14 protein-coding genes and 1 other annotated feature are annotated in these 18,213 nt (G+C 36.7%); of the genes, 11 read left to right on the forward strand and 3 right to left on the reverse strand.

From position 1 onward, the window contains the following. Positions 1–13: 13 nt before the first annotated feature. The 8 genes from AN161_RS23480 (at position 14) to AN161_RS23515 (ending at position 10,767) form a co-directional block, all read left to right on the forward strand. Positions 14–2,917: a vWA domain-containing protein gene (locus tag AN161_RS23480; protein ID WP_053596737.1), complete on the forward strand. Its 2,904-nt coding sequence runs from the start codon at positions 14–16 to the stop codon at positions 2,915–2,917. A 1,000-nt stretch (positions 2,918–3,917) separates the two neighbouring features. Beyond that, on the forward strand, positions 3,918–5,282 hold the full coding sequence (gene hemA / locus AN161_RS23485) for a glutamyl-tRNA reductase (RefSeq protein WP_053596738.1): 1,365 nt from the start codon (positions 3,918–3,920) through the stop codon (positions 5,280–5,282). A 177-nt stretch (positions 5,283–5,459) separates the two neighbouring features. Then, positions 5,460–6,287, forward strand: a complete 828-nt coding sequence (gene ccsA / locus AN161_RS23490) for a cytochrome c biogenesis protein CcsA (protein ID WP_053596739.1) — start codon at positions 5,460–5,462, stop codon at positions 6,285–6,287. 18 nt (positions 6,288–6,305) lie between these two features. Continuing rightward, positions 6,306–7,238 (forward strand): hydroxymethylbilane synthase, encoded by a 933-nt coding sequence (gene hemC, locus AN161_RS23495; protein WP_053596740.1) that lies wholly within the window; start codon positions 6,306–6,308, stop codon positions 7,236–7,238. Then, positions 7,228–7,989: a uroporphyrinogen-III synthase gene (locus tag AN161_RS23500; protein ID WP_053596741.1), complete on the forward strand. Its 762-nt coding sequence runs from the start codon at positions 7,228–7,230 to the stop codon at positions 7,987–7,989. The genes hemC and AN161_RS23500 overlap by 11 nt, the downstream gene beginning before the upstream one ends. Further along, positions 7,986–8,966, forward strand: a complete 981-nt coding sequence (hemB, locus tag AN161_RS23505; RefSeq protein ID WP_053596742.1) for a porphobilinogen synthase — start codon at positions 7,986–7,988, stop codon at positions 8,964–8,966. The genes AN161_RS23500 and hemB overlap by 4 nt, the downstream gene beginning before the upstream one ends. Continuing rightward, positions 8,967–10,259 carry a glutamate-1-semialdehyde 2,1-aminomutase gene (hemL, locus tag AN161_RS23510; protein ID WP_053596743.1) on the forward strand — a complete coding sequence of 431 codons (1,293 nt, stop codon included), beginning with the start codon at positions 8,967–8,969 and terminating at the stop codon, positions 10,257–10,259. It begins immediately after the preceding gene. Positions 10,260–10,500: 241 nt separating this feature from the next. Beyond that, a complete protein-coding gene (locus AN161_RS23515) occupies positions 10,501–10,767 on the forward strand; it encodes a phage integrase SAM-like domain-containing protein (protein WP_277815978.1) in 267 nt (88 codons plus the stop codon). A 196-nt stretch (positions 10,768–10,963) separates the two neighbouring features. On the opposite strand, the gene AN161_RS23520 is transcribed toward AN161_RS23515, so the two are convergent. The 3 genes from AN161_RS23520 to AN161_RS23530 form a co-directional block, all read right to left on the reverse strand. Further along, positions 10,964–11,470, reverse strand: coding sequence for a hypothetical protein (locus tag AN161_RS23520; protein WP_053596745.1), 507 nt, complete (start codon positions 11,468–11,470; stop codon positions 10,964–10,966). 219 nt (positions 11,471–11,689) lie between these two features. Further along, positions 11,690–11,908, reverse strand: a complete 219-nt coding sequence (locus AN161_RS23525) for a hypothetical protein (protein ID WP_053596746.1) — start codon at positions 11,906–11,908, stop codon at positions 11,690–11,692. A gap of 53 nt (positions 11,909–11,961) precedes the next feature. Then, positions 11,962–12,321, reverse strand: coding sequence for a hypothetical protein (locus AN161_RS23530; protein WP_053596747.1), 360 nt, complete (start codon positions 12,319–12,321; stop codon positions 11,962–11,964). Between the two features lie 396 nt (positions 12,322–12,717). On the opposite strand from AN161_RS23530, the gene AN161_RS23535 reads away from it, so the two are divergent. The 3 genes from AN161_RS23535 (at position 12,718) to AN161_RS23555 (ending at position 17,958) form a co-directional block, all read left to right on the forward strand. Next, positions 12,718–13,164 carry an SRPBCC family protein gene (locus AN161_RS23535; protein WP_053596748.1) on the forward strand — a complete coding sequence of 149 codons (447 nt, stop codon included), beginning with the start codon at positions 12,718–12,720 and terminating at the stop codon, positions 13,162–13,164. A gap of 526 nt (positions 13,165–13,690) precedes the next feature. Then, positions 13,691–14,620, forward strand: a complete 930-nt coding sequence (locus AN161_RS30795; protein WP_075807336.1) for a hypothetical protein — start codon at positions 13,691–13,693, stop codon at positions 14,618–14,620. 276 nt (positions 14,621–14,896) lie between these two features. After that, positions 14,897–15,185: a binding site (T-box leader), on the forward strand. Positions 15,186–15,312: 127 nt separating this feature from the next. Further along, positions 15,313–17,958, forward strand: coding sequence for a valine--tRNA ligase (locus AN161_RS23555; protein ID WP_053596751.1), 2,646 nt, complete (start codon positions 15,313–15,315; stop codon positions 17,956–17,958). The last annotated feature ends 255 nt before the right edge of the window (positions 17,959–18,213 follow it).

Raw genomic sequence — 18,213 nt, forward strand, 5'->3', positions numbered from 1 at the left:
AGGACTGAAATGAATGACGTATGCTAAAAAAGCATTTCTATCCCTGCTTTGTTTCGTGCTTGTCCTTATGACAGCAACTCCAGCTGTTACTCATGCAGCTACGACAATTCAGGATGTACCAACAAATAATAGTAAATACAAAGCTATTTCATGGGCAGTCGATAATGATTTACTCTCATTGAATAGCGCTAATAAATTTTTACCTAATGAACAGATAACTGAGCGAGAGCTTGTTGTCATGTTTGCAAAGCTTGATCGCAATTATGCATTAACGTATAACGACAGTGTTGCCTATAATTTCTATAGTGATTTTTATTTACCGTTTAATGGTACTTATACAGCAGCCAATCGTTCAAAAGCCGTTACACGTGGACAATTTGCGCGACTATATGCGGCCTTTAAAGGTTTAGATTTAGATGAGCCTCAGGCAGTTCAATATTTATACACAAATGATATTTCAACAGGAAACACTGGTAAAAAGACATTTGCCGACTTCAATCCTTCTACAAAGCTAACTCGTGGAGATAGTGCTGAATTTTTATACCGCGGTGTACAAAACGACAACTTTGCTGTACTAGGATTAAAACGTACTGCAGCAGGCCGTGATAACGATAAAATTACATTACCTCCGAGTTTCATGGGCTCAAGCAACACAGAATTTGAAGAGCCAAAGGATAATAACAACGATTTTACTGGACCAGAGTATGTAAATAATGCTCTACAAAGTATTGATGTTGAAAAACCAGATTTAATCGCAAATGACCAAGATTCAACGCTCATTACTGTATCTTTAAAAGCTTGTAATGGTGATCCAATACCTGATGATAAATCTTATACATTCCGTGTAACTTCATCATATGGTGCAAAAATCGTTGACACATCTGGTGAAGCTGTTCGAAATGTGCAATCAGATGGCTCTACTGTCTCTGCGATTGTTATAGCACCAAAATTAACAAAATCTGTACGTGATACAATTTCATTTGAGCTTATTAACAATACAGATCCTGGTATGAAATGTCTTGTAGGTGAAAAACTTAATGCACAAGTCCGTTACTCACCTCAACCAGAAATGCGCATTGATTATCAAGTGTATGATCCAGCAAATACTGATGACGAAAATGGAAATGTAACACCTCCATATGTACCGTATGAAAAATTACCAGAGTTCTTTACAGAAAATATTGTGAACGTCCATTGGATTGATAGAGAAGAAAAACTATTTAGTATTGGGCAGCAAACAAATGTAACCAATGCTTTAGGAAATGTTGAAAATATATATTTACAATATGGTGGCAGTGATAAAAAATACCCTGCATTAGGCTATGAAAATGCCATTTTACAGTTTGAAAACTATAATATTTCAGTTTGGCTGTTCGAAGAGATTGTTGAAAAACGTTTAGAGGATTCGGTTAATGATACGATTGAAATTATGTATATGATTTCAGATGATGGGCGTCCAATTTATCGTATTCAAGGAATTGATGATGCGATTGCCTCACAGGTTGAGAACATTAACCCAGTTGGTGCTATTATTCAACTTATGAGCTATATGCCAGATGAAAAAAAACTAACACTCGAGCATTATGACAGTGTCATGAAAATTTATGCTATTTTCACAAGCTTAAGTAACTATGATCGAACTGTATTATTAAAATACCAAGGTGGTAAATTACTTGGTCAAGTAGAAGCCTATAAAAAACGAGTGGAAGCATTAAAGGAAAGTGCGGAAGCAGCATCAAGACCATCTGGTAAAGATCGTTACACGAAAGTAATGGTTACATTAGTGAGACCAGGTGGAGAAATTATTACTGATTACCAAGGAACAGTAAAAATTAAATTTGACGGTGTTGAGAAAACAGCTTCATTCGTAACAAATACTTCGGATTATTTAAATAATACTGGAAGCCCAGGTACAGCTGTAGCGTACTTTGACTCAGTTATTTATGGGAAATCTAAAGCTGAAGCAACATTGGTAAATAAAATAGATCCTCGTTATGCCACAATATTGAAGGATTTAAAAGATAAAACAATAACGAAGGATATTTTCACAAATCCTTACTTTAGTAAAAATTCTTGTTCTTTAGCAACAGAAGTCGCATACGTAGTTGATTACTCTGCTTCCATGAAAGCTACTGACCAAACAAATTACCGTGGTAAAAAAATGATGGAAGTAATCAATCAAATTAAGGCTAAAAATAATATTGTTATTGAAACAAATACAAAAGCTACTGTTCTTGGAGAAGGCAGTACAGACAATGTATTGAAAAAAGATCTTTATAAAGCATCGAAAGAGAAGGGTGCCACAGATATTTTTGCAGGTATAGAAATCGCACTGTCTAAATTCTCAAATGACTCGAAAACCTCAAAAGCTATTATTGTCGTATCAGATGGTAAAACAAGTAAATCGAAAATGACAAAAGTGCTGAACGATGCGAAAAAGCAAGGCGTTAAGGTTTACACTGTAAGTATGGGTAAAAAATCACAAGTCAATGATGCAATGTTAACGCAATTGGCTGCAGATACTGGTGGTATTTATTACCACGCAATCGATAACTTACAATTACATCAAGTTTTCCAAAAAATTATTGATGCGATTTTATGCAAAACTGCGCCTTCAAGTTGCGTGAATCCTGAAGATTTATTTGAAGAAGCTACAGTAACTCTACGCAAAGGCAATATTACAATGAATGCAAGAATCGATGGTAATTGCTCAAATGTTGCAAAGATTAATGTACGTTTCCCTTCTTTAAGTGGAGATGCGCAATTTGAATTGAAAAAGCGTAGTGATAATGTCTACATGTTAACAAAACCAGTGCAAACAATGCAGGACTTCAAAGTTAATAATGAGATTGAATTTGTAGCGTATGATAAAGACGGTAAAATTATAGCTACAAAAACCACGACAATTACAAATTAATAGTTTAATACTCAAAATTAAGCTGAACTAATAGACAAAATTAGTTCAGCTTTTTTGATTTTATACAATAATTACCATAAAGTGTTGTTGATTTCCGTCCGCCTCCAATCCAATCAATTTATCTTCATCATATATATCAAAAAAATTTTTATCCTAACCTTCGAAATGAACCGTTTATTTAATAAATTTATTAAATTTGGCAATATTACGCCTAAAGAAACTTTGAGGTGATGACTAATGTACAGAAATGTTTATCTTAATTTCGACTTAGGGAACAATAGTATAAGAAAGTAAATTTAGCCTTGTTAAAAATAATAATTCAACAAAGGCATTTTTTTATACCTCAATAATAATTAAAAGAACAATAGAGTTGTAAGATTTGATTTAACTCTATTGTTTATTTCGAAAGACATATTTACCTAAATAAAATAATTGATTATCCTTATTCCAACGTGAAAGTAATAGTTTGTACGTATGAATAATTAGGAATTGCCTTTAGGAATCTTCAATATCAATCATCTTTTATTTGTTCATCATCGGAAGATAGGAATGTCTTTAATAAAACGTATATCATGTGAATAAGTTGATCTTCGTTACGACTGGGCGACTCCTTGGGGATCAGCGATATAGAGGAACGAAGGCTAAAACCATCACATCCTGTGATAACGCCTTCGTGACCAACATCGTGTTGGCCCGAGACCCTGCAGCGCAGCGAAGCGTCAGCGGCAAATGTTTTATCTGTGCGAAAGCGTAGCGGCAGCAACAAAGTGCCCAGTCGGAACGGAAATCAACCACACTTTTTGGTAGAGCCATTAAAGAAAATGTTCTGGAAAACATTAAATTTGAAACAGAACGTATAATTTGTTACACTTAGTTTATAATAATTCTAATGTAGATGACGAATTACAGTTCTTCATGACATGTTCACAAATTATAGATGAACTCTTGTCGAACTGTGCTATAATGAGATTTGTGAATTAGAACGTGTGAGGTGTTATTCATGCATACCATCGTAGTAGGCTTGAATTATAAGACAGCGCCAGTTGAAATTCGTGAAAAGTTATCATTCATAGAGAGTGAACTACCACAAGCAATGGAAGCGCTACAAAAACAAAAAAGTATATTAGAAAATGTTATTGTTTCGACATGTAACCGCACAGAAATATATGCAGTAGTTGATCAGGTGCATACTGGACGTCATTTTGTTAAACAATTTTTAGCAAATTGGTTCGACCTGCCAGCGGAGACATTTTCTTCGTATTTAACAATACGTGAAGAAGATGAGGCAATCGAGCATTTATTCAAAGTGACAGCTGGCATTGATTCGATGGTGCTTGGCGAAACTCAAATTTTAGGACAAGTTAAGAAAAGCTTCTTAAGTGGACAAGAGATTGGAACAACAGGAACGGTATACAATCAGCTATTTAAACAAGCGGTGACATTTGCGAAGCGTGCACATAATGAAACGGCTATCGGTGAGAACGCGGTATCAGTCTCTTATGCAGCAGTTGAATTAGCAAAAAAAATATTCGGATCTTTACAACGTAAACATGTGGCAATTTTAGGTGCAGGAAAAATGGGGGAACTTGCTATTGAGAACCTTTACGGTAGCGGTGTAGGAAAAGTAACCGTTATTAACCGTACGTTCGAAAAAGCAGAAAGTCTAGCAGCTAAATTCGACGGTGAAGCAAAATCTATGAAGGAGCTGCAATGTTCGTTACTGGAAGCAGATATTTTAATTACGTCTACAGGTGCAACAGATTATGTTATTGACTATGAACTAATGCAATTTGTAGAACGTTTGCGTAAAGGTAAACCATTATTTATGGTAGATATTGCAGTTCCGCGTGATATTGATCCACTTGTTGGAGATTTACCAAATGTTTTCTTATATGATATAGATGATTTACAAGGCATCGTAGAAGCAAACTTAGCTGAGCGTGAACGCGCTGCGGCTGATATTACTACAATGATTGGCAAAGAGGTTGTACAATTTAAAGATTGGGTTGCGACTCTTGGCGTTGTTCCTGTCATCTCGGCTTTACGTAAAAAAGCGAGTCATATTCAAGAAGAGACAATGATTAGTATCGAAAATAAAATGCCAGATTTAACAGATCGTGAACGTAAAATTTTAAGTAAGCATACAAAGTCAATTATTAATCAATTGTTAAAAGAGCCAATTTTACAAGCTAAAGAAATGGCAAATTCACCAAAAGCAAATGAACAGTTACGTTTATTCCAACAAATTTTCGGTATTGAGGATGCTGTGGAAGCTGAAGTTACTGCGATGACAAAGCAAGAGCTTGAACGCAAAGAACGCTTACAGTCATCAGAATCTTCCACTGAACCAAAGTACTCTTTCTAAAGATGTCTATGTGTTCGCGGTGCAACTTTAGAAAAGTTGCCCGCGAACGAGATTTTCTAATGATATTAAATGAGGCGTTTTCGTATCTGTATGGTAAACTAAGGATACGAAAACGTTTTTCTATTCTAGGCTAAAGTACATCACTTTAGCACATTCGATATAAAGAAGGGATGTCTATTGGCTGATTTGACAATGACAAGGCTATATGAAGTAATGATCGTCTTGTATGCGATCAGTCTAGTATTTTACTTTACTGATTACTTTTATAAGCAAGTACGAGCAAGGCGAATTGCTTTTTGGCTTGTTTCATTTGTATGGGTAATTCAAAGTGCCATTATTATATTAACTTTTGTGGAAACAAAGCGTTTTCCGATATTATCCTTGTCTGAAGGTATTCTCTTTTATTCCTGGCTACTCGTGACATTATCTATTATTCTGCACTGTATTGCACGAGTTGATCTCCCGGTGTTTATTATTAATATACTAGGATTTTTGTTCGCTAGTATTTTTACTTTTATGCCGAAACGACCAACAGGAGCAGTTAGCGATACTTTAATTTCGGAAATGCTTTTTATTCATATATCATTTGCGATTTTATCGTACGCAGCATTTTCGTTAACATTTGTTTTTGCGATATTATATTTAGTATTATATCGTTTGCTTAAAAAGAAAAAATGGTCACATTTATGGACAAGGCTGCCATCACTACAGCAGACGAGCAGTTGGATGAATGTGTCATTTTTCATCGGTATTCCAATGTTATTTATAAGTTTAATTTTAGGGTTTGAATGGGCACTACTAACGCTAGAGAGTCTTTCGGTTTTTGATGCGAAGATTATTGGGTCCTTTATTATTTTAATTTTATATTGCTTTATATTGTATGTGAATCGTAAAAGTAAGCTGATAGGGACAACTTATGCGTGGGTACATATATACGCTTACCTATTAGTTGTTGTTAACTTCTTTTTAGGAAGTAGTTTATCGCGATTCCATTTATGGTATTAGAAGAAAGGTTGGAGACTGTTGAGAAAAATTATTGTAGGTTCTAGGAGAAGTAAGCTAGCTTTAACACAAACAAATTGGTTTATCAATGAGTTAAAAGCAGCAGGTGTACCATTTGAATTTGAAGTGAAAGAAATTGTCACAAAAGGTGACCAAATTTTAGACGTGCAGCTATCTAAGGTAGGTGGTAAAGGGCTTTTCGTAAAAGAAATTGAACAAGCACTTTACGACAAAGAAATTGACTTTGCTGTTCATTCTATGAAGGATATGCCTGCAGTACTGCCTGAAGGATTAGTAATTGGCTGTATTCCACCTCGTGAAGATGCGCGTGATGCATTTATTTCAAAAGGACATGTGAAGTTTGCCGATCTTCCAGCGGGAGCTGTCGTTGGGACAAGTTCTCTTCGTCGCAGTGCTCAACTTTTAACAGTCCGCCCAGATATAGAAATTAAATGGATTCGTGGAAATGTGGATACACGCTTAGCTAAACTTGAAACAGATGAATACGATGCCATTATTTTAGCGGCAGCAGGGCTAAAACGCCTTGGCTGGAGCGATGATGTTGTTACTGAGTTTTTACCTGTTGAGGATTGTCTTCCAGCAGTAGCTCAGGGCTCTCTAGGTATTGAATGCCGTGGAGATGATACGGAGTTATTAACGGAATTAGGTAAGTTAACAGATAGCATTACATGGCAAGAAGCACATGCAGAACGTGCTTTCCTGGCGGCTATGGATGGAGGCTGTCAAGTACCTATCGCAGGATACGCAAAGTCTAATGGGGAAGAAATTACACTAACTGGCCTTGTTGCTGCACCAGATGCCTCAGTTGTTTACAAGGAAACAGTAGTAGGCACTGATGCGGCAGCAGTTGGGAAAGAGCTTGCTGAGATTTTAACGAAGCAAGGTGCTTTTGAATTAATTCAACGAGTAAAGGCAGAGCAAGATGCAAAGTAATTTACCTTTAGAAGGTAAAACTATTATTTTGACAGGTACATCTAAGACGACAACAATTATAGATGACATTACAGCTTTAGGTGGTCAAGCAATAATTGCCCCATTGATTGAAACTTGTGAGCTTATCGATAGAAACGATGATGCGCATTTAGAGTTTGCGCGTCAATTTGAATGGCTCATTTTTACGAGTCAAAATGCTGTAGACGCTTTTGCCAACAAAATGCAACGTTTTAATTTAAGTGCAGGGCATTTTCAAGGAAAGATTGCTTCTATTGGTACTAAAACTACTACAGCCTTAGAAAAGCTTGGATTCCATGTGAGTTTTATGCCTTCTATATTTAGTGCAGATGTATTTGTTCAAGAATTTCCTAGTGTAGCAGGCAGCAATCCTACATGTCTATTTATTCGTGGAGAAAAAGCGAAAAAGACATTGAAGGAAGGGCTGCCATTTAAATTAAAGGAATGGACAGTTTATGAAACGATTGAGCGACACGGTCAAAAACAAGTAATTATTGATTGTATCCGAGCGAATAGCGACGTCACAGTGATTTTTGCTAGCCCTTCCGCTGTTGATGTCTATGCAATGGATGTAGCTTCAGTAATTGGTTGGGAGGCAGCACGTGTGGCAGCAATCGGTCATATTACAGAAGCAGTTATTTTAAATCACGGTGCTACTGTGGATGTTATGCCGAGCGTATATACAATGCAAGCAGTCATCGAGGAAATAACGAAAGTAGGAGAGAGAAAATGACAAAATTACAATTTCAAAGACATCGTCGTTTGCGTGCAAATGCTGCATTACGATCAATGGTAAAAGAAACATACTTGCACAAAGAGGACTTAATTTATCCAATTTTCGTTATTGAAGGCGAAAATATTAAAAACGAAGTACCTTCTATGCCAGGAGTTTTTCAATTTTCATTAGATAAACTTGAAGCTGAGATTGACGAAGTTGTTACTTTAGGTATACCTGCAGTTATTTTGTTTGGCTTACCTGCAGAAAAAGATGCAGTCGGAACTGGTGCATTCCATGATCATGGTATTGTGCAAGAAGCAACACGACTAATTAAATCTCGCTACCCAGAGCTATTAGTCATTGCAGATACATGCTTATGTGAATTTACAGATCATGGTCATTGCGGCTTAATTGAAGGTGATCAAATTTTAAACGATCCTTCATTAGATGTTTTAGCACGTACAGCAGTATCACAAGCAAAAGCTGGAGCAGACATCATTGCTCCATCTAATATGATGGATGGTTTTGTTGCTGCAATTCGCGCAGGCTTAGACGAAGCAGGCTTTGAAAATGTACCGATTATGTCATATGCCGTAAAGTATGCTTCTAGCTACTACGGGCCATTCCGTGATGCAGCTGATGGTGCGCCTCAATTTGGTGATCGTAAATCTTACCAAATGGATCCTTCGAATCGTATAGAGGCATTCCGCGAAGCAGAGTCAGATATTGCAGAAGGTGCAGATTTCTTAATTGTTAAGCCAGCTCTAAGTTATTTAGATATTATTCGTGATGTGAAAAATAACTATACATTACCGATTGTTGCGTACAACGTTTCTGGTGAATATGCAATGATCAAAGCAGCAGCTATTAATGGCTGGATTGAAGAGAAAAAAGTAGTGCTTGAAACATTACTTGGCATGAAACGTGCAGGCTCTGATTTAATCATTACGTATCATGCTAAAGATGTTGCACACTGGTTGGAGGAGAAATAAATGGCGCGTTCTTACGAAAAATCAAAACAAGCATATGCTGAAGCAATTAACTTAATGCCAGGTGGTGTAAGTAGCCCAGTACGTGCGTTCAAATCCGTAAATATGGATCCAATTTTCATGGAGTCTGGTCATGGTGCTATTATTAAAGACATCGATGGCAATGAATATATTGATTATGTATTATCATGGGGACCTCTTATTTTAGGTCATACGCATCCAGAAGTTGTACAAGCAATTGCAGAAACAGCAGCGAAAGGCTCTTCATTTGGAGCACCAAGCTTCACAGAAAATCGATTGGCCAAATTAGTATTAGATCGACTGCCTGGAATGGAAATGATTCGCTTCGTGTCTTCTGGGACAGAGGCTACGATGTCTGCTTTACGCGTAGCTCGTGGTGTTACAGGGCGCGATAAAATTTTAAAATTTGAGGGCTCTTATCATGGTCATGGAGATTCCTTGCTCATTAAGGCTGGCTCTGGGGTAGCTACATTAGGCTTACCTGACAGTCCTGGTGTCCCAGCGGATATTGCACGTAATACGTTAACAGTAGCGTACAATGACTTAGAAGGGGCAAAACTAATTTTCGAAAAATTTGGTTCAGAGCTTGCGGCAGTAATTGTTGAGCCAGTTGCAGGAAATATGGGCGTTGTACCTCCACAACCAGGCTTTCTACAAGGCTTACGTGAATTAACAAAGGAACATGGATCTTTGTTGATTTTTGATGAAGTTATGACAGGCTTCCGTGTTGACTATGGCTGTGCACAAGGTTATTTTGATGTAACACCAGATATGACAACATTAGGAAAAGTAATTGGCGGTGGACTTCCTGTTGGTGCATTTGCAGGGAAAAAGGAAATTATGGAGCAGGTAGCACCAGCTGGTCCAATCTATCAAGCTGGAACATTGTCAGGGAATCCATTAGCAATGACAGCAGGCTATGAAACATTATCTCGCTTAGATAATAGCTCTTATGAATACTTCAAAAAGCTAGGAGATCAATTAGAGGCTGGTTTCCGTGAAGCAGCAACGAAATACAATATTCCACATACTGTGAATCGTGCTGGTTCAATGATAGGTTTCTTCTTTACGAACGAAGATGTTATTGATTTTGCTACAGCAAAAACGTCTGATTTACAATTATTCGCTGAATACTTCCGTCTAATGGCAGAAGAAGGTATTTTCTTACCGCCATCTCAATTTGAAGGTTTATTTATTTCTACTGCACATACGGAGGAACATATCGCAAAAACGGTTGATGCCTTCCATAAAGTATTTGCACAATTAGCAAGATAACAAGAGAGCGAAAATACGTTCCTTTTATGAAGTAGTGTAATTCTCAATCAATTAACAAATTAGTAACCACTTCTTATCGATTCTAAAAATTCGATAGGAGGTGGTTTTTTGTATGCTTTTGAAATTTTCATATGAGGACTTTATTGCAAATAGACGATTCAATAACACATCTAATGCAAATGTGCAAAATTATAGGTATTTACTCTATCCATTTATTGAGTATTGCTTTGAATAGGGTGAAATCAACGCTGAGGACGTAACTCATGTACATTTGCGTGATTATCTTATGCAATGCCAAAAGAGAGGTAATAAACCTAATACAATCAACTCAATCATTTTGCGTATAAGAGCCTTCTACAATTATTTAGTCGATGAACAAATAGTAAAAGAAAGCATCACTAAAAAAGTTAAATTGCAAAAAACAGACGTTAAAATTGATGTTTTTACGGATGAACAGATTTATCAAATGCTTGCATATTATCGCAGTATGCGGAAGAGAGACTTGTGAGTGTGGTTAGTGGGGTAGAGGAAAAAATCACACAGGCTGTCTAATCAATAGCTATTGAGCCATTTGTGAAGCTATAGGAGCAATTAGAAGAGCATAACAAAGGGACTTACATATATGAAGATTAATCATAAACGCAAGTCCTATTCATATTGAAGTAAAGTCCTTGTTAGTTGAACAAAGATGGTATTAATATTTATCATTTTTGAATTAAATTCAGTGCGTTGGTTATATAAATTTTATCTTTGTTTAAATCAAGGAATTCATCCTTCTCATTACTAATATTGGGATAATAGCCAAGTGTTAATATTACATTTTCGTTTTCTTTAAATATAATTAAATGATTAGGCAATGCAATATTCATGCTTTCGGTACTTTCTTGTTCTGCTCTTTCAATTGAATTAATAAGTCGCTTTATTTCTTCTTTCGATTTAATGACTGAAATAACTTCACCTTCTTGCCCTCTATATTCTTCAGGACTTGGTGAAGTACTTGCGAATTTCAAAATCTCAATACTTGTAATTGTAGTATCATTTTCAAAAATACTGTTTGAACATCCTCCCAAGAATAAAGCCAACAGGGATAGTAATAGCAAATTATTTTTTATAATAACAAATCTCTCCCTACTAAACATATTAAATTCTTCAACTTGCACTGTTAGTTGAATAAAAAACAAGAGCTGTCTTAACAGCTCAATATTCTTCAAAGCACCAGTTTGTTTAATATCTTATTTGTTTAATCTCTCATTATTCATTACAGCAGGGGAATCATTTACACAGGTTGTCTAATTGGAGCTACAATGCCATGTGTGGGGCTGTAGAAGTATAACTGGCTACATAAAAATTAAACATACACACAAGTCCTATATTGATGGATATGTCATAATTCGATGTTGTTTAATTAAATCTTTGAAAATTGGTGCCTGTTAAAATTTTTTTCTCTTATTAAAAATATATATGCTAATTAGTACTATTCCCGTCACAATAAACAATACAGAAGGTATATATAAACTATTGTTTAGAGGAACCGGTTCACCCATATAAGTTGCTAAATGCCTTACCGCACTACTAACAAGGCAATGTAAAAATAGCATTAAACTTCCTAAACAAAAGAAAACAAGTCCTGTATAATACAACTCTTTCATTATGAATCCTCCAATTGATAGCCTGCACTTTTCTTAATTAACTGAAAATTCCTTTACATGTGTGATAAAGCGTTTAAGAATAAAGCGAAAACAAAGCTGATAACCGTAAAACCAGCAAGTGGAGCTGCAAAGGCCTTGTTGTTCTTAAACTCCAATATTGTAAATATAGCACCTAAAGCACAAATAATAAACCATGTTGGGATAAAAATTAAGTTTGCGATATTAACAGGTAGCAATGTATAAAAACCTGCAATGTATAATATCCAATTGATAATTAGTAAACCAAATATACAATAAGATCTCTTATAAGGGGGTGAATCTTTCCTATATTTTTCAACCCTTAGTAAAGGAAAAAAGAAGATAATAACTAATGTAACTACACAAAGTCCAATTAAAATCGAAGATAACCCCAAAACATAACCTCCCATTCGCATTGAATTTTCAATTATTCTGCACCGTTAGTAATAACTGAACAACCAGTTGATGGATATAGTGTAACATTTTTATAAATGTTGATACGGAATGAATGTGTATGCTAGAAGTATTTTCAGACATGTTATTTTTTTTACATAAAACATCTGTACCAGTTGCTTCGCTTTCGCTACCAAAACACATTTGTAGCTTACGCTTTGCTTACGCTACAGAAATAATTGCCGAAAGAAGTTAAAAAATCCATTGGATATATCAATGAATAAAAATAATCGTTATTACTTGAAAAAAATTATTAAAATTATAACTTTCAGCATAGCCAAATTGTGGGCGAAATCGTATATAATATAGCTATTCGTAAAAGAAAGTAGTGAATTGATATGGCAACTGGCACACATATGGTCGAAGTACCCGTAGGAATTGAAAATGTATGGGATTTCGTTAGCGATATGGAAAAATGGGCAAAGCTTGTCCCAGGTTATAATGCACATGAAATGATTGATGAAAAACATTCAAATTGGACGTTTAAAGGCAATGTTGGTGTACTGAAAAAAACAGTACAAGTAGAGATTACTATTTTAGAATGGGCAGCGCCTACAAAAGTAACATTCGAATTAAAAGGACTTTCTGACAACTTTTCAGGAAACGGTTATTTCCTTGCAGAAAGTATTGATGCAGAAAATACAAAAATGACAGGCTTCTTAGAAGTAACAGCAGGAGGATTAGCTGGTCCTGTTTTAAATCCAATCTTTAAGCCAATCGTACCAAAAGCAACACGAATGTTAACAGATCGTGTAGCAAATAAAATTAAATTGGTGAATGTATAATTACGCTGTTGAACCAACAGTAAAAGGGCATGCTAGAAGTTTTTCTAGTATGCCCTTTTTAGGCTCATCATCATAACGTGGGGTTGATTTCCGTTCCAGCCGGGGGCGTCCGATGAGCCGCTTCACTCGCGTTGCTCGCTCCATGGTCTCGGGCCAACAGATGTTTTTTGCGCGAAAGCGAAGCGGCAGCGGCACCGATGTTGGTTACGAAGGCGTTATCACAGGACGTGATGCATTTAGCCTTCGTTCCTCTATCGCTGATCCCCAAGGAGTCGCCCAGCCGGAACGAAGATCAACTTATATACATAGCCTATATTTTACTAATGGCACTACAAACTTTAAATGATGAACCATTTTTAATATAAAAATAAAAAATTCTGCGTGAACTTTTATAAAGAAGGGCAAGCACGAAAAAAATTTTTTCCTTATCATTTGATGCTTTTATTAAACATCCTATAGCATACTAACCTCCGGAGCTTCATATGATGCAAGAGGAGGGATTATTATCGAACACAAAATTTGGAATATGAGTGAAACTTTTTGTTTTCCTGGTTATGGCTGCCCAACAGAAATAGCGGCTGTGCAAATTAAGCCTCAGTGGCAGACAATGCAGTTAGAAGATTCACTACGATTAATGGGTATTTATCATATCACAGCACATGTTCGCTTTGATTTTCAAGACATGCAAGCTTTCATTGATGATGAAGAATTAGTACGAATCGATGCACTTGATCTTCAAGGAGATACTGGTTATTTTGAGTATGCAGTCCCTTTACATGTGGATTTACCAAAGGATGCAGCTATTGAAGATTTAATGGTAAAGGATATTCGACCTATCTTGACTAATCAGATGTGTCAGCTCGAATGGACGGTTACAAGTATTTTTAATGAGCCAGAGCCAGTATTTGAAAAAGCTAATGTTTTAGAAAAACTGCCTGTTACTGCAAATGCCTCTGCTCAAATAGAGAAGGTTGCCCTTGTAGAAGAAACGGCACAGATAAAACAACTCGCAGATGTAGTGACTTCGATACAAGAAGAAAAACCTGCAGCTGTAGTAGCTTCGACACAAGAAGAAAAACCTACAGCTGTAGTAGCTTCGATACAAGAAGAAAAACCTGCAACTGTAGTAGCTTCGATACAAGAAGAAAAACCTGCAACTGTAGTAGCTTCAACACAAGAAGAAAAATCTACAGCTGTAGTAGCTTCAATACAAGAAGAAATATCGAAGGCTGTAAAATATTCAGCACAAAAGGAAAAGTCTGAAGCTGTAATAGCTCCAGCACGAAAAGAAAAACCGGAACCAGTTGAGCAAAAGACATTATTGAGGGAATCCTCAAGTCATATTGTAGTCCGTGAATCCAGCTCCTGGCATGAAATTCCATCTATGATCTGGGATTTAAAGGAAGACTATACACCGCTAAAGGTTCGTGTTTCAAATGATCTCATTCAAAAGTAAATAGCATAGAAGTAGCAAGAGCAATAAGATAATAAAATCGCCGGATGTTGGAATGATGATGACACGTATAAATTGAAAAACACAAATTGGCACAATAATCGTTTTGGAATAAAAACGAAATTGTCGTAGCCAAGGTGGTAAAAGCCAAGGATTATACTTACGTCGTCGCATTTGAATTTTCACTTCCTCTCTATTTACTTTGTAATGCTTCCTAAACAATGACTAAATCACTTGAAAAATTGCACGATTTTGCGGTACAATGTGAAAAAGTCGAATATAGATGCTATGACAGGGAAGAGTAAATTATTAGTACATTTTAAGAGAGGAAACGGTAGCTGAAAAGTTTCTATTTGTACCTAATTGAATGTAGCCCTTGAGCAGCTTTAGTGAACTAACAGTAGTTAAAGCCGGTTAAACACCGTTACCGAATTGAGAGCCAGTAGTAAAAGGCTTAAGCAAAGTAGTACATTCTATTTCCTGATGAAAAGTGTGTATAGTGACCGCTTAACTCGCCTCTGCTGGAATTAAAGGTGGTACCGCGAACTTAAACTCCTTCGTCCTTTTAGACGTTAGGAGTTTTTTTTATTTTCATTAAATCTTCTGGTAAATGTGCCTCAGCATGAGACATAAAAACAGAAGGATTGGTACTATCTCACACCGGTGAAATAAATAAATCAACAGGAGGAGTCAAAATGACAGAAAACATCTCAATGCCGACAAAATATGATCCGCTATCAATAGAAGCGGGTCGTTATGAATGGTGGTTGCAAGGAAAATTTTTCGAGGCACAGCCTACAAGTGAAAAGGAACCTTATTCAATCGTTATTCCACCACCGAATGTAACAGGTAGACTACATCTTGGTCATGCTTGGGATACAACATTACAAGATATTTTAACTCGTATGAAGCGCATGCAAGGTTATGATGCACTTTGGTTACCAGGAATGGACCATGCAGGTATTGCGACACAAGCAAAAGTAGAGGCCAAACTGCGTGAAGATAATATTACACGTTATGATTTAGGTCGTGAAAAATTCCTCGAAAAAACATGGGAATGGAAAGAAGAGTACGCTGGCCATATTCGTGATCAATGGGCGAAGCTTGGTCTTGGATTAGATTATTCTCGTGAGCGTTTCACACTTGATAAAGGTCTTTCCGATGCAGTTAAAACTGTTTTCGTTCAATTATATGAAAAGGGCTTAATCTATCGTGGTGAACGCATTATTAACTGGGACCCTGCTGCAAAAACAGCATTATCAGATATTGAAGTTATTTATAAAGATGTTCAAGGTGCATTCTATCACATGAAATACCCATTAGCTGATGGCTCAGGACATGTGGAAGTAGCTACAACACGTCCTGAAACAATGCTAGGTGACTCTGGGGTAGCCGTTCACCCGAAAGATGAGCGTTATCAACACTTAATCGGTAAAACAGTTATTTTACCAATCGTAGGTCGTGAAATTCCTATCGTAGCAGACGAGTACGTAGATATGGAATTTGGTACTGGGGTTGTAAAAATGACACCAGCACACGATCCGAACGACTTTGAAGTTGGTAACCGCCACAACCTAGAACGCATTCTTGTCATGAATGAAGATGGTACAATGAACGAGCTTGCTGGCAAGTATAACGGTATGGATCGCTTTGAATGCCGTAAACAAATTGTAGCTGATTTACAAGACGCAGGCGTGCTTATCCGTATTGAAGAACATACACATTCAGTAGGTCACTCTGAACGTTCTGGTGCTGTTGTAGAGCCATATCTTTCAGCACAATGGTTCGTAAAAATGCAACCACTCGCTGATGCTTCACTTACACTTCAAAAAGATGAAGAAGGAAAAGCAAACTTTGTACCATCGCGTTTTGAAAACACATATTCTCGCTGGATGGAAAATATCCGTGACTGGTGTATCTCTCGCCAATTATGGTGGGGTCATCAAATCCCAGCTTGGTATCACAATGAAACAGGTGAAATTTACGTAGGAAAAGAAGCACCAGCAGATGTAGAAAATTGGACGCAAGATGAAGACGTATTAGATACATGGTTCTCGTCAGCACTATGGCCATTTTCAACAATGGGTTGGCCAGATGAGACAAATGAAGAATATAAACGTTACTACCCAACAAGCACACTTGTAACTGGCTATGATATTATTTTCTTCTGGGTATCTCGAATGATTTTCCAAGGTCTTGAATTTACAGGTAAGCGCCCATTCAAAGATGTTTTAATTCACGGTTTAGTACGTGATGGTGAAGGACGCAAGATGAGTAAATCACTTGGCAATGGTGTAGACCCTATGGACGTTATTGATAAGTATGGTGCCGATTCATTACGTTATTTCTTAGCTACTGGATCATCACCAGGTCAAGATTTACGTTATACAACTGAAAAAGTAGAAGCAGTATGGAACTTTGCTAATAAGATTTGGAATGCCTCTCGTTTTGCTTTAATGAACATGGAAGGTATGACATATGATGAAATCGACTTAACTGGTGAAAAATCAGTTGCCGATAAATGGATTCTAACTCGCTTAAATGAAACAATTGAGCGTGTAACATCTCTTGCAGAGCGCTACGAATTTGGCGAAGTTGGCCGCGAGCTTTATAACTTCATTTGGGATGATTTCTGCTCTTGGTATATTGAAATGGCGAAATTACCGTTATATGGTGATGATGAAGCAGCTAAGAAAACGACTCGTTCTATTTTAGCTTACGTTTTAGATCAAACGATGCGTCTATTACATCCATTCATGCCATTCATTACGGAAGAAATCTGGCAGCACTTACCTCATGAAGGTGAATCAATCACAGTGGCTGCGTGGCCGACTGTACGTGAGGAGCTTCATTTTGCAGAGGAAGCAGACAACATGAAGCTCCTAATGGATATTATACGTTCAGTACGTAATATTCGTGCGGAAGTTAATACACCAATGAGCAAAAAAGTGCCGTTATATATTTCAGCGAAGGATGCCGCAACGGTTTCAGTACTTGAAGCAAATAAAGCATATTTAGAAAAATTCTGTAATCCAGAGTCGCTAACAATTGGAGAAGGCTTAGAGGCTCCTGGTCAGTCAATGACAGCAGTAGTAACTGGCGCTGAGCTATTCCTACCGCTAGTTGGACTTATTAACCTAGAAGAAGAAATTGCTCGTCTTGAAAAAGAATTAGAAAAATGGGCAAAAGAAGTGAAGCTTGTTACTGGTAAGCTATCGAATGAGAAATTCGTATCCAAAGCGCCAGAAGCATTAGTGAATGCAGAGCGTGAAAAATTAGCCGATTACGAAAGTAAACATGCGGTTGTATTAAAACGTTTAGAAGAACTGAAAAATATGTAAGCTTGAGACAGCGGATGGCAATAAAGTCATCCGCTGTTTTTTGTTTTATGCAACAAAAGATGTGTATTGTTTTAAGGGGAAATATATAGTGATTTTATTGGATGTGTTGATTTGATAATAGATGATTATATGCTTATAGATAGAAGGGTAAAAGCCTATTCGTGAAAATAGAGACTCCGAGAGTATAAAATATTTTGTGTAAATGAATAAGACGACAAAAAAGAAAGACCTTTTCTTGGTAGAATTAAGTCACCA

The sequence above is a fragment of the Lysinibacillus sp. FJAT-14222 genome (genome assembly GCF_001278875.1).
GTDB lineage: Bacteria > Bacillota > Bacilli > Bacillales_A > Planococcaceae > Lysinibacillus > Lysinibacillus agricola.

Excerpts from the sequence above, each read along its gene's own strand:
- AN161_RS23480 (WP_053596737.1), top strand. The coding sequence starts at position 14 with ATGACGTATGCTAAAAAAGCATTTCTATCCCTGCTTTGTTTCGTGCTT.
- AN161_RS23555 (WP_053596751.1), top strand. The coding sequence starts at position 15,313 with ATGACAGAAAACATCTCAATGCCGACAAAATATGATCCGCTATCAATA.
- hemB (WP_053596742.1), top strand. The coding sequence starts at position 7,986 with ATGACAAAATTACAATTTCAAAGACATCGTCGTTTGCGTGCAAATGCT.
- AN161_RS23535 (WP_053596748.1), top strand. The coding sequence starts at position 12,718 with ATGGCAACTGGCACACATATGGTCGAAGTACCCGTAGGAATTGAAAAT.
- hemL (WP_053596743.1), top strand. The coding sequence starts at position 8,967 with ATGGCGCGTTCTTACGAAAAATCAAAACAAGCATATGCTGAAGCAATT.
- AN161_RS23525 (WP_053596746.1), bottom strand. The coding sequence starts at position 11,908 with ATGAAAGAGTTGTATTATACAGGACTTGTTTTCTTTTGTTTAGGAAGT.
- hemA (WP_053596738.1), top strand. The coding sequence starts at position 3,918 with ATGCATACCATCGTAGTAGGCTTGAATTATAAGACAGCGCCAGTTGAA.
- AN161_RS30795 (WP_075807336.1), top strand. The coding sequence starts at position 13,691 with ATGAGTGAAACTTTTTGTTTTCCTGGTTATGGCTGCCCAACAGAAATA.
- AN161_RS23500 (WP_053596741.1), top strand. The coding sequence starts at position 7,228 with ATGCAAAGTAATTTACCTTTAGAAGGTAAAACTATTATTTTGACAGGT.